General features: G+C 41.8%; 10 protein-coding genes and 2 pseudogenes. 7 read left to right on the plus strand and 5 right to left on the minus strand.

Annotated features, from left to right (window positions below; translation table 11 throughout):
• The first annotated feature begins 132 nt into the window (after positions 1-132).
• Positions 133-1,545 (plus strand): MFS transporter, encoded by a 1,413-nt coding sequence (locus tag AF333_RS14545; protein WP_235356575.1) that lies wholly within the window; start codon positions 133-135, stop codon positions 1,543-1,545.
• An 8-nt stretch (positions 1,546-1,553) separates the two neighbouring features.
• Here AF333_RS14545 and AF333_RS14550 read toward each other — a convergent pair whose 3' ends face one another.
• Positions 1,554-2,027 (minus strand): DUF441 domain-containing protein, encoded by a 474-nt coding sequence (locus AF333_RS14550; protein WP_043064196.1) that lies wholly within the window; start codon positions 2,025-2,027, stop codon positions 1,554-1,556.
• A gap of 36 nt (positions 2,028-2,063) precedes the next feature.
• Positions 2,064-2,780, minus strand: coding sequence for a 2-phosphosulfolactate phosphatase (locus AF333_RS14555; protein WP_043064197.1), 717 nt, complete (start codon positions 2,778-2,780; stop codon positions 2,064-2,066).
• 1,244 nt (positions 2,781-4,024) lie between these two features.
• Here AF333_RS14555 and AF333_RS37445 point away from each other — a divergent pair.
• Positions 4,025-4,410 (plus strand): annotated as a pseudogene (locus tag AF333_RS37445) (DEAD/DEAH box helicase); the annotation flags it as partial.
• Positions 4,411-4,446: 36 nt separating this feature from the next.
• Complete coding sequence (locus AF333_RS35315) at positions 4,447-5,544, plus strand: helicase-related protein (RefSeq protein ID WP_407638683.1); 1,098 nt, start codon at positions 4,447-4,449, stop codon at positions 5,542-5,544.
• On the opposite strand, the gene AF333_RS35320 is transcribed toward AF333_RS35315, so the two are convergent.
• Entirely contained in the window at positions 5,474-5,710 is a 237-nt protein-coding gene (locus AF333_RS35320) for a hypothetical protein (protein ID WP_235496465.1), read from the minus strand. The two genes, AF333_RS35315 and AF333_RS35320, sit on opposite strands and share 71 nt — an antisense overlap.
• A gap of 356 nt (positions 5,711-6,066) precedes the next feature.
• Between AF333_RS35320 and AF333_RS14570 the strand changes: the two genes are divergently transcribed.
• From AF333_RS14570 to AF333_RS14585, 4 genes are all read left to right on the plus strand, one after another.
• Positions 6,067-6,843 (plus strand): YheC/YheD family protein, encoded by a 777-nt coding sequence (locus tag AF333_RS14570; RefSeq protein ID WP_053432692.1) that lies wholly within the window; start codon positions 6,067-6,069, stop codon positions 6,841-6,843.
• A gap of 936 nt (positions 6,844-7,779) precedes the next feature.
• Positions 7,780-9,255, plus strand: coding sequence for a protein adenylyltransferase SelO (locus AF333_RS14575; protein ID WP_043064199.1), 1,476 nt, complete (start codon positions 7,780-7,782; stop codon positions 9,253-9,255).
• Positions 9,256-9,559: 304 nt separating this feature from the next.
• Positions 9,560-9,745, plus strand: a complete 186-nt coding sequence (locus AF333_RS36810; RefSeq protein WP_043064200.1) for a DUF255 domain-containing protein — start codon at positions 9,560-9,562, stop codon at positions 9,743-9,745.
• A 61-nt stretch (positions 9,746-9,806) separates the two neighbouring features.
• Positions 9,807-11,696: a thioredoxin domain-containing protein gene (locus AF333_RS14585; protein ID WP_043064201.1), complete on the plus strand. Its 1,890-nt coding sequence runs from the start codon at positions 9,807-9,809 to the stop codon at positions 11,694-11,696.
• Between the two features lie 145 nt (positions 11,697-11,841).
• On the opposite strand, the pseudogene AF333_RS37450 reads toward AF333_RS14585, so the two are convergent.
• Together AF333_RS37450 and AF333_RS14590 are read right to left on the minus strand one after the other, a co-directional pair.
• Positions 11,842-11,916 (minus strand): annotated as a pseudogene (locus AF333_RS37450) (SAM-dependent methyltransferase); the annotation flags it as partial.
• A gap of 321 nt (positions 11,917-12,237) precedes the next feature.
• Positions 12,238-12,924 carry a hypothetical protein gene (locus AF333_RS14590; protein WP_052811750.1) on the minus strand — a complete coding sequence of 229 codons (687 nt, stop codon included), beginning with the start codon at positions 12,922-12,924 and terminating at the stop codon, positions 12,238-12,240.
• Positions 12,925-13,455: the final 531 nt, after the last annotated feature.

Here is a 13,455-nt window from a genome sequence, read left to right on the forward strand (position 1 = left end):
AAAATAACGATAAAGGAAAGGGTAATTAAAGGACAGAAACACACCTGTTGATTATCCATATATCGGAAGAGATAAGATGCACGCGTCGGCGTGTTCCCTCGTCTTTTTCTCACAAGGAAGGGACATGGCCGCTTGGCGGGGGTAAAAGCGGCCCTCTACGCTTCCGTGCGGGAGACGAACCGACGCCCGTTTGGGGCACGGTGTGGTGACGATCGACTCTGGATCGTACTGGATAATCAACACTCTTGGGACAGAAATAAAGGAGTGAAAATTGGAGGAAGAAAGATGGAAGCAAAACAAGGAACATCGACTATGATCGCGATTGCTTTTATTCCAATCGTAATGGTATTAGGAAATTCAATGTTGGTACCTGTTCTTCCTACAATGAGGGCGAAGCTGGGTTTAACTCAATTCCAAACAAGCCTTACGATTACGTTGTTCTCGCTCGCGGCAGGTATTATTATTCCGTTGGTCGGGTATTTGTCAGATCGTTTTGGTCGTAAGTGGATTATTGTTCCCTCGTTAATTATATATGGAATTGGAGGAATTATTTCAGGGCTAGCTGCCTGGCTGATGGAAAATTCCTATACGATCATTCTAGTTGGAAGAATGATTCAGGGAATTGGGGCAGCGGGTACGGCTCCGATTGCTATGGCACTCATTGGAGATTTATATTCAGGAGCTCAAGAAAGCAAAGCACTGGGAATTATCGAATCATCGAATGGAATGGGGAAAATTTTGTCGCCGATTATCGGTTCGGCTATTGCTCTTATAACATGGTATGCGGTCTTTTTTACATTTCCCATCCTTTGTTTCGCTGTTGCCGCCTATGTATGGTTCGGGGTCAAAGAGAAGAAAAAAGCGGAGGGACAGCCTCTTCCTAAGTATCTTGGAGCGGTGAAACAAATTTTTAAAGATAAAGGAAGATGGCTAATCCCCGCCTTTTTTGTCGGAGCTACCGGATTGTTTATTCTTTTTGGCGTTTTATTTTACTTGTCCGACTTGCTGGAGGATACATACAAAATTGATGGGATGCTTAAAGGTGTCATCCTTGCTATCCCTCTGTTTGGAATGGTTGTTACCGCCTACATTACTGGGGCAAAAATTAAACAAAATAAGCCGCTTATTCGAAGGGTCATGATAACAGGATTGGCTATTTTGACTGCTTCTATGGTTGCCGTTGCTTTCTTTAAACAAATTTACCTTATCATCGGATTGTTAACAGTAGGAAGCATAGGAACCGGGTTATTATTGCCCTGTTTAAATACGCTAATTACAGGAGCCGTAGAAAAAGCGGAAAGAGGAATGATCACTTCTTTGTATGGAAGTGTCCGTTTTCTTGGCGTTGCTTTTGGTCCGCCCATTTTCAGCTGGTTGATGAAAATTTCGCATAAGACAGTGTTTTTTAGTATGGCAGGATTAAGTTTTGTGATTTTGATCTCGACTTTTTTCTTTATTAAGCCTGGCGCTAAAAATGGAGGTGGGACAAATAAAGAATACGAGTCGGGAACTCTCTTTAGGAGAAATGAAAAAGCTCCGACGTAATATGCAATTTAGTTAAAAAATCGTAAAACAAAATAAATGAATTTTAGTAAGAGAGTAGTAATCGCAGCCGCCATGAGCGGACCGACCGGTATTCCACGAAAAAACACGATCCCAATAATAGAGCCGACGATCAGGCCGACAATAAGATGCGGTTCCGCCCGTAGCATGTCTAATCCTTTTCCGTTCAAATAAGTAGCAAGAGCGCCTCCCGTCAGAGCTACAACTCCTACGAGCGTAGTAAAGAGGGGAATGAGGTCCTTAACCGTAATTTTCTCACTGGCAAAGGGCACTAATACGGCTATCGTTAAAAAGAGAAGCCCCATCTCCATTCCGCGGCGTTCTACTGCCGGAAAAAAACGTTCAAGGGAAGCAAGTTTTAGCATGAGTAGCATACTGGCTGCCGTGGCAAGAATGGGTGAGCGACCAATTAACCCAATAATAATCAATATAACAAGTACTGCTTCACCTGGAGATACTTGCATTCGCATCAAACCCCTGTCCTTTTCTTCATCTTACTTTTATGAGGAAGAGGACAGAAGTATTCTTTTTTCATGGACAAACGGGACAATTTGTAAAAAGTCAACTTGGCTGCAGAAAAAAATATCCTCCGTATGCCGATGCTCAACTAATCGTCTTCCTGTAGTAGATGTAAGAAGACGCTGAGCAAGCTGAGGGGCAAGCTGGAGATAACAAGCTTCTAATCCTTCTGATAAATCACATGTATGTACTGAAGGGAAAAGCGTTTTAGCTATATGAGCCATCAATCCAGCTGCAAGCCCATCCTCCAATGCGAATTCTCCGCGAGTACCTGCACAGCATAACGTAATATCGTGACGTAGGGAAAGTGCCTTCATTATACATGCAGTAGAATTGAGAAAACATCCAATAAATATATCCTCTGCTTTTTCTATCTTTTGAATGGCTCTTGTGCCGTTTGTCGTTGTCAGAATAAGGTGTTTTCCACTATGCTTTGTTTTATATAGGGCGGTCGGTGAATTGTTGTAATCAAAATTAGCGATGCTTTCACAATACCGCTCCCCAGCCAAAATTGTAGTAGGGGATCGTAGGGCATACGCTTGCTCAATGGATGCAACTGGAGTGACGGAGGCAAAGCCGGAGTGTAAAGCGGTTACAATCGTACTCGACGCCCTGAGTACATCAATTATAATAACGGTTCGGCCTGCTATGTGTTCAGGATGAATTTCCTCAACAGTTTGTATGGTTTTAATCTGCATGACATAGCCTCCTATTTTGTCATTTTAAGCGAGAAGAGCCTCACTTTAACAGGGGAAGGGATGTAGGTAGAAAACACACAGGCGAATCGTGTTCTCTATTGTAAATAAGCACGAATGTTCTGTATGATTAAGATGTAAATCCTAGGAAAGTCGATCTAAGTAAAGCGTAGGTGGGGGATGAACCTGTTATAAGGATATTCCGTAAAAGAAAAAACATGCTGGCAGACACTATAGAACTGGCTTACATCCCACTCAAGTACAAGGAGATAGATGGTATGAATGAATTGGAACGAGTATACGAAATAGCAGTGAGTCGAACCAAATCCAGGATTCAAACCAATATAGATACATTTCTGGAAAATAATAAGGAACTCCCATCGTTAGAAGATTACATAGCAGGAAATCAAGAGCACTTACAGAGCCTTTGGAGGCAAGAATGGAACCAACAAGTGAAAACCGGATTTTCAAATACATTTAAACGATCGTACCTGGAGCAAAAAGGGATTGAAGCCACAGACATGAAGCGAAAGACACTCCATAAACAGTTTATGGAGGAAATGAAAGATGACTCGCCCTTTGATGTGGTGCAGTGGATAAATAGCGAATTTTCGAACCAAAAAGAAAAGTGGAAACGAAGGTATGAAAGCGTACAAAGACGATACCAGGAAAAACTGGAGCGGCAAGAAAAGGCACGCATGGAACGTGAGCGACAACAGAAGATACAAAAACTGAAAGAAGGCATCTTGTCCAAGGTTTCTACTATTATAGAAAGCGATCGGGATTTGCTCTATATAAGGGTGCGTTTTGCAGTGGCCCAAAAATTAGCGGATGACCGGACTATAAATGTAGCCTATGCAGAGATGGTATCTGATGAGGGCGCTGAGGAAGAACGTATAGAACATATTTATGAATCGTTTATTCAGGATGATGTCATGAATAGTATATCAAGTGTATTGTTAGAACGTCTTACCCCTTCGTTGCAAGCGGAATATAAGGAAGTATGCGGTGAAGATATGACGGTAAGTACTTTGCAAGACATGGCCGCATATGAACTGTCGGAGCTCGAATGGACATTTCGAGATGAGATTAGTGAGGAAAGTCTGGCTGATTTATTGAACCTTGCCCGTCTTTCTCCTTCATTAGAGGAACAAAAAGTGCTCTATGAACAGCACAAAGAAGAAAAAGAGCGCCGAAGAATCGAAGCACTTGCAGAAGTCGAGCGGAAAATGAAAGAAGAAAAACGCATGATTCAGGATATTTTCGAGCGAGAATATGATTCTTCTATTCATCGTAATGTTCAATATCAGCTCCATATTGGTGAAACAAACACAGGAAAAACCTATCAGGCGTTAGAGCGGATGAAACGGTCAGCTTCCGGCATGTACCTGGCACCACTTCGCTTACTTGCCCTTGAAGTGTTTGAAAAGCTTAATGAAGAAGGGGTTTCTTGTAATCTGAAAACTGGAGAAGAAGAAAAAAGGTGGAAGGGGCTGCCAAAACCTCCTGTACTGTAGAGATGTTCCATGAGAAAGATCACTATGACGTTATTGTCATTGATGAAGTCCAGATGATTGCTGATAAAGATCGTGGGTTTTCCTGGTACAAAGCGATTACTAAAGCGAACGCAAACGAGGTCCATGTCATTGGAAGCCAGAACGTCAAAGAAATGCTGCTTCATCTGCTCAAAGGGGCACACATACATGTCCGGGAATATAAACGGAACATTCCGCTCGTAGTAGAAGATAAGCCATTTAAAATTAAGAATGTACAACCGGGCGACGCTTTGGTTTGTTTTTCTCGTAACCGAGTGCTGCAAACCGCAGCAAAACTTGAAAAAGACGGGCATAAAGTCAGTGTGATTTATGGCAGCATGCCCCCTGAAACCCGACAAAAACAAATGCATCAGTTTATTGAAGGCAAAAGCAAGGTGATTGTAGCGACGGATGCGATTGGAATGGGACTCAATTTGCCGGTTCGCCGTGTGGTCTTTTTAGAAAATGAAAAATTCGATGGTAGCCGTAGGCGAACGTTGACCTCACAAGAAGTAAAGCAAATTGCGGGCCGCGCAGGTCGTAAAGGAATATATGAAGTAGGGTACGTTGCCTTTTCCAGTGATGTGAAACGTATGAAGCGGCTGTTATCTCAAACGGATCATCCTATTCAGATTTTTACGATCGCCCCTACTAAAGGCGTTTTTGAACGATTTCTTACGTATCACCATGACCTGGGAACCTTTTTTGATCTGTGGAATAAGTTTGAAAATCCGAGTGGAACCCGAAAAGCGACCCTTTCGCAAGAGAGAGCGTTATATTATACGATAAAGGGAACAGACGTCGAACAACGACTTTCTTTGATGGATTTATATGGCTATCTGCACATGCCGTTTTCTGGAAATGAACCAGTGCTTAGACGACAATGGCAAAATACAATGAAGGCAGTTGTTCGGTATGAGGAGCTGCCGGAGCCACAGACGAAATACGGGTCACTCGAAGATATGGAACTCTCCTACAAAGCAGTCGGTCTGCATTTACTATTCCTATATAAACTTAATAAACAGACCGAAGCTCACTATTGGGAGCGGGTGCGGGAACAAATTAGCGATGATATTCACGAGATGCTCAAAAAAGACATCAAACGGTTTAAGAAGACTTGCAAGCATTGCGGTTGCGAACTTGCGTGGGATTATCAGTATCCTATGTGCAATAAGTGCCACAATCAAAAGTATCGGAGACGATATGACTTTGAGGATGAAGAATGGTTTTGATAAAAATTACACTTGATATTTTGACAGGGGAATGTGGTTGGAAGGAGGAGATTCGGAAAAAAGAAGAGGTTGGATGCGCCCTGTGATCCGGCAGAAGAAAGGGCAGCGTGTTTTTTTCCGATCGCTCCCGCCCACCGCCCTTCCTTCTTTTTTTACCTCTTACCATAAAAATTTATCGATTTATCAAATCAGATGTATTTTACAAGTGAAGTGCATTTGGGAATTGTTACTTATGGTAAAACCGCAGGGAGTAGGCATAAGAAAAAACATAATGCCAACAGTGTAACTGTGAAAGAACGTAATGAATAGATTATCGGAGGGTTCACATTGTCCACTAAAGACACAGGAAGAGCACCAACGGATTTTTGTAATACTTGATTCAAGACGTGTAAGCCCGAAGGAAGTATGTAATATTCTGTAAATCATACATTTCTATACTTACCTAATCATTTTCCTTGTCAAAAAATACAATATTAAGAAAATATAAATATTATGTGAGGATATTAAAGAAAGGATGGTTTCATGTCAAAGAAAAACTATAACAGTAAACGGATTAAAGGAAAACTCCGTGTATATCATTACCTTATATCCAATAAAAATCTTAAATCCCATCTCCCTTATTCTGTACCATTCAGTAAAGAAACACTGGAGCGAACAACATCCCAATACAATTTGCTCTACGTTAAACCCAACCAAGGTTCCCACGGAAAAAGAATCGTTCAGCTAAAAAAAGATCCGAAAAGTGGTAAGATTATTGCTCGCAAAACATATTCTAGGAAATCATTCAAGAAAGTTTCAGAGCTATATACTTATTTGGAAAATTATTCGAAAAAGCGTCGTATGCTCATCCAAAAAGGGATTGAGCTGGAAAAGGTTAATGGTAAGCCTTATGACATTCGGGTAATGGTCCAGCGTAAACCCAGTGGCAAGTGGGTATGTACAGGAATGTTCACTAAAGTTGGATTACCGAAAAAAATTATTACAAACTACTATCAAGGTGGTAAGATCCTCCTGCTCGATCAAGTTTTCAAAGATTTAAATTTAACAGATAAGCAAAAAAAATCCCGATACCATCAATTATCTACTATATCATTGGAAGTAGCAGGTACCCTCTCCTCTTACCAGAAGGGGATGCATGAGATGGGGATTGATTTTGCTTTTGATAAGATAGGCCGATTATGGATTATTGAAGTTAATACTCGCAGACCACAATTTCACCCTCTGAAAAAAATAAGTCCTTCTATGTATCAAAGAATGATGTCCTTTGCCAAAAGTTATGGAAGAAAATCAGCTAGTTAAATAAGGTCCTCTCGATTAGTGGGTTTGAATCCTTCAAATACCCAACTCAACAATAAAACCTAAATCAGATGATTAACGTATCAATGAATAGAGGTGAGTTTATTTATGGGATCAATTCCCCTTCCTGTATATCAGTTTTTATTAAGAGGGACCGATAATGAAGAGAAAATACACAGATTGAATGGCTGTGACGATAACGATGTTGGCTTCTGTTCTTTAGTTGTATTTTTACAATACAACTAAAGAACAGAATGGAGCAACCAAAGCGTAGCGAAGTACAGTAGTTATTTTTTTAGGTGAACACTGCCACAACCTTAAATTATGTGTGAATAATCAGTAATCAAGTCGTGTTGATTGTATTATGTGGATAGAGAAGAAATAGGTTGAAATGAAAGGGTTAGAGCAATAAAACAAATACACTCAAAGACGGAGAAGTTTGTGTATTTGTTTTATTGCTATATAAATTACACTTGGTATTTTGGCAGGGGAGTGTGGTTGGAAGGAGGCGATTCAGAAAAAGAAGAGGTTGGATGTGCCCTGCACTCCAGCGGAAGAAAGGCCAACATGTCTTTTTCTAGCCTCTGATTCTCACCTTCTTTTCTTACCTCTCACCATAAAAATTTGTCGATTTATCAAATCGCATGTATATAATTGGGATTGCGCGTAGGAATATAGGGAGTAATGGTGGTGGAGATTCGTTTTTATGCTTTTAACCCTAACATCTTTGATTTCAGTACATACTTAAAAAATATTTAGAGGGCGTCATCTATGTATGGAAAAGGTATAATAAATTGGCAGGAGTAGACACTAAAAGGGGCTGCTTTGTGTGGATATAGAGAATAGATAACTAAAAATATTATGGAATGCCTATGATTTTTATTTTATGTAAATGAAAAAACTAGGATATAAAAAGACAAAAGGAGAAAAGGAGATACGATGACAAAGGGAAAAGCAATAACAGAAGCAGGATGGAACTTAGACAACAGTTATGCATGTCTGCCGAAATCATTTTTTACCAGCCTCAACCCAACCTCTGTACGCTCACCGAAGTTAATCATTTTCAATGAGCCGCTGGCAACATCCCTGGGGCTGAACGTCCAGGCACTGCAAAGTGAAGAAGGGGTAGAAGTGCTTGCTGGCAATCGGATTCCTGAAGGCGCTTTGCCTCTTGCTCAAGCTTATGCGGGGCATCAATTTGGGCATTTTACGATGTTAGGGGATGGCCGGGCTCTGCTGATTAGCGAACAAATCACTCCTTTAGGTGAACGATTTGATATTCAGCTCAAGGGTTCAGGCCGAACGCCATATTCCCGCGGGGGCGATGGTCGAGCGGCACTTGGACCGATGCTGCGTGAATACATCATCAGTGAAGCAATGCATGCGCTTGGTATTCCTACCACCCGCAGTCTAGCAGTGGTGACAACCGGTGAGTCAGTAATCCGCGAAACCGACCTGCCTGGTGCGATTCTGACCCGCGTTGCTGCCAGTCATCTGCGCGTTGGCACCTTCCAATACGTTTCAAAATGGGGCACAGCCCAGGAACTACAGATCCTGGCTGATTATACACTAAAACGCCATTTTCCAGACGTTGAAGCTGATGAGAATCGATATCTTTCGCTACTTCAGGAAGTGATCAAGCGTCAGGCCGTGCTGATTGCCAAATGGCAACTGGTTGGCTTTATCCATGGGGTGATGAATACCGACAACATGACCATTAGTGGAGAAACTATTGATTATGGTCCTTGCGCCTTTATGGATGTCTATGACCCGGCAACAGTATTCAGTTCCATTGACATTCATGGCCGCTATGCCTATGGCAATCAGCCGAATATTGGCGGGTGGAATCTCGCGCGATTTGCTGAAACCCTGTTGCCGCTGCTGCATGTCGATCAGGCGGAGGCTATTAATCTGGCCCAGGATGCAATTTCAGATTTTGCTGAGTTGTATCAGCGTAATTGGCTCGCGGGAATGAGAGCAAAACTAGGAATATTTAACGAAGAGATGCAGGATGAATCCCTTGTTGAAGACCTCCTCAGTATGATGCAGAAGTATCGTGCGGACTATACGAATACCTTCCGAGCATTGACCTTTGGTACGCTGGAGGGTATGGATCTGTTTGGGACCCCGGAATTTGCTCAGTGGCATGAGCTGTGGCAGGCGAGACTAGGCAGGCAGCAGGAATCGAAAGCCTCCTCGCATCAGTTGATGCGGAACAGCAATCCTGCGCTAATACCTCGGAACCACCGTGTAGAAGCCGCACTAGAAGCCGCAGTGAAACAAGGAGACTACAGCGTAATGGAGCAGCTTCTTGAGGTTCTTTCTAGCCCCTACGCCCACTCTCCCGAACAGGCTGATTACTCGACACTGCCTGCGCCATCAACCCGTCCTTACCGAACCTTTTGCGGTACTTGATGTAGAAGCATTAGACCAGCTAACTGATGTCAAGAAAAGATTTGCAATAAATGTTTATAGAAAAGAGCATGCTAATTGCCCCTTTTGCTATGCGTGAAGACAAGTCGACCTCCTGTATTATTGCGCTATTTTCCAGGGCCGGCCAACCAATTGCTGAATGGTAATAGCAGGTGGGAGAAAACTTTTCCAAAGGAAAAGCGGCTAATCAGCTTATTAAACTGGTTAGCCGCTTATTTTTTTATAAGTGAGGGAATTGGGTTATAATAAAATAAAGAAAAATTTGGTATCGAAAGGTGGAGTTTATATGACACATAACAATCCTCATAGTCATGCAAATAATCGTAAACCAAACGCTTTAATTAATTCGAAATCTCCATACCTGCTTCAGCATGCTTATAACCCGGTTAATTGGATGGAGTGGTCACCTGCTGCCTTCCAAAAAGCTAAACGGGAAGGTAAGCCGGTTTTCTTGTCAGTAGGCTATTCCTAGCCTGCGGGCTAATATAATGAAATAGAGGTATTGCAAATTTACATGCCATTGGTGCCATGTTATGGAACGGGAAAGCTTCGAAAATCAGGAAGTAGCACATATTCTCAATCAGCACTATATCTCCATTAAAGTCGACCGTGAAGAACGCCCAGACGTCGACCATATCTACATGGAAGTCTGCCAAGCCATGACGGGACACGGCGGTTGGCCTCTTACTGTTATTATGACCCCGGACAAAGAGCCGTTTTTCTCTGGTACGTACTTTCCTAAAGAAAGCAAATACGGTCGTCCGGGCTTGATGGATATTCTTAACCAAATCCATAGTAAATGGACCGAAGACCGGGAGCGTGTTGTCCGCACCGGTCAGCAAATTGTCAATGCCCTTCAAGAGCATCGTATCAAAACGAAGGGGAAAGGTGAGCTAACGGAGGAAACGCTTGCGAAAGCGTACGAGCAGTATGAAAGTACATTTGATTCGCGATATGGTGGCTTCGGACAAGCACCGAAATTCCCGTCACCGCATAATCTGGCTTTTCTTCTGCGTCACTGGAAATTAACCGGAGAAGCACATGCGCTGAACATGGTAGAAAAAACGCTTGAGTCAATGCAGCGTGGAGGGATTTACGATCAGATCGGACTGGGCTTTTCCAGGTATTCTGTCGACGAAAAATGGCTGGTTCCGCATTTTGAGAAGATGTTATATGACAATGCATTACTTGCGCTCATTTATCTTGATACGTATCAGGCTACAGGTAACGAGACATACGCAGACCCCGCTCGGCAAATCTTTACGTATGTACTGCGTGATATGACCGATCAGGAAGGTGGCTTCTATTCAGCGGAAGACGCTGATTCGGAAGGGGAGGAAGGGAAGTTCTACGTCTGGCGTCCAGAAGAAATCAATGAAATTCTCGGAAAAGAAGACGGGGAACGCTTTAATCGCATTTATGACATTACGGATTACGGTAATTTCGAGCACAGCACGAGTATTCCGAATCTCGTAGAGAAGTCGCTTGAACAATCAGCACAGGAAGAAGGCATGGAGTTGGATGAATTAAAGCAATTCATCGAGAAATGCCGTGTCAAGCTGTTTGAAGTACGGGAGAAACGCATCCACCCGCATAAAGACGATAAAATTCTGACTGCCTGGAATGGTCTCATGATTGCAGCATTGGCTAGAGGCTCGGTCGTGCTTGACGATGAGAAATATGCAGAGGCGGCAGCACGTGCAGTGGAGTTTATCAAGAGTAAATTACTGCGGGAAGACGGACGGCTTCTAGCAAGATACCGGGACGGAGAATCCGCATTTCTCGGTTATCTGGATGATTACGCCTTCTTAATTTGGGGGCTGCTGGAGCTATATGAAGCGACATTTGAGACGGATTACCTAATGTATGCGCTAAACTTACAGGAGCAACAATTCGCACTGTTTTGGGATAAGGAAGACGGCGGTTTTTACTTCTATGGCAGTGATGCAGAGCAGCTGTTGACGCGTCCGAAGGAACTGTACGACGGAGCCATGCCATCCGGCAATTCGGTGGCGGCGATGAATCTTGTCCGTCTGGCGCGTCTGACTGGAAATGATGATATTGTCCGTCTTGCCAGTGAGCAGGTTTCCGCTTTTGCAGGGGATGTAGCGCTGTATCCGCAGGCACATGCTCACTTTATGATGGCTGTGCAATTCCTGTTCGGACCGACGCAGGAAGTTGTGATTGCGGCTCCAAGCCAGGCAGCGGCACAGGAGATGGTACAAGAAGTCCGGAAACATTTCATGCCGAATGCCGTTGTGTCGGTGGTTACAGATGAGACACGAGAAAAATTTCTTCTTCTCGCACCGATGTTAACAGATAAAACGACACAGGATGGAAAAGCCACCGTATATGTTTGTGAAAATTTTGCCTGCCAGGCTCCTGTAACGACAGTAGCGGAGCTTAGGGAAAAGTTAACATAATTGATGATAAAGGAAGAAGCGAAGATAAACGTTTGAGTTTATTCTTCGCTTTTCTTGTTATCCGACGTAATATGCATATCTTTCTTTTACTGTCTACTTAAAGGGGATAATCACACCTATTAATTATCCATATATTGGAAGATATAAGATGCACGCCGTACGCAATCGATTTATCACTTTCATAAATTTTTGTACAAAGTTCTCCGTAATAATCAATCATCTTTATCCCCCATATCACTAAATAGATTATTCTATATCCTTGTTCAACTATCCTACACTCTTTGGTTAAACAAGTACATATGATAATAGCTTAACTATATAGCGGTTATCCCTCCTGTCCGAAGGGGCAGTTAGGATTATGCGGATATACCACAATAAGAGTATCAAGAATTTTAGTGAATACCTCAATAAGGTTTAATCTATTGAGAAAACCTGCTCTCCCCTACCAAAAACAAAATGGAGAGGTAAACATTATATTCACCTCTCCCTATATAACAATATTCGTCAAAAATGATTTTTTATCATAATCACTTTTTTATTATCAACTAATCCCACCAGATTTACTACAATAGAATTCTATATATACACGATGATTCGTTTTAATACCACTTAATTCTAATCTTCCACCAACAGTAATACCATATGTACGACCACCATCAATTCGTTCTGGGTCATAACCTGTTTGTGTCCAAGCTCCACTTGTTGTTCGCGAGGTTAAAGAGTTAATCCCCGTAAAAACTTGGCTATCAATATTCCCGTTATACCCTGTTTCAAAATTACCTGTAACATTTAAAGTTACAGTCTTGCCATCTGCATCAAAATTTTTTGATTTCGTTTTTGAAATTCCAGCAAGAGTAATTGGACTTGATGATGGAGTTGATTCTTGTGAATCAACAAACGTTAAATTAGCTCTTTCAATTGCTCTTTTTCTAAATTCACCCGGCTCAACCCAATCTTCCTCAGCAAACTGGTCAAAAGGTACAGCCTCCATTGACACACCCTCATGCTCCGCCACTACTTCTTCGATAATTTTAACATATTGCTTGTAATACGCTTCTTTTTGTTCTTGTGTCAATTTTGCCTGCCCCAAATTATCCTTTTCAACGGATGTACCCTCAACGTTTTTAGTAGTGATTTCCTCTGCGAAAACTGATGAAGAGGCGATTGGTGCTACCATTAATCCCAATAAAGAAATACCTGCTACAAACTTTTTTAGATAATTATTCAAATTTACTCCTCCTTTTTAAAGATTAGTAATATATTAACAATTAACACCCTACCATAAGTTGTAAATAATCAAAATACTTTATTTTACATTTTGGGAAATAAATATTAACAAGAGTTGTTGATTATTTATTTTTAGACGGACTACTCCCGTACAAGTCGATATAATTTTTGGGGAATCGCTTTTTGTCGTACCGAATACGGCTAAATAAAAAACACTATTCTTTTCATTATTTTAGAGAAAAGATAGTGTTTTTTTCGTTTTGGGGGTACCAGAAAATTTTAGCTTGATAGCGATGTGGCTGAACCCTAAAAATCAATTAACGCTTGACAATGCTCGGCCTTTATTAAAATAGTCGTTTTGAAAAAAACTAACCTTTTATAAATATTGATAACAGGTGTAAAGATTTTTTGTTTTTTTTAGCCTACTGACTAAAAAAGACGGAAAAGCATGTGTACAAACAAGTAAGTCCGGCTGTTCTTCTTCTAGCAGCTGCTCTCTTTTTTCTATCCGATCATTTACATAGGAATTCGA

Origin of the sequence: Aneurinibacillus migulanus (genome assembly GCF_001274715.1) — a bacterium.
GTDB classification, from domain to species: domain Bacteria; phylum Bacillota; class Bacilli; order Aneurinibacillales; family Aneurinibacillaceae; genus Aneurinibacillus; species Aneurinibacillus migulanus.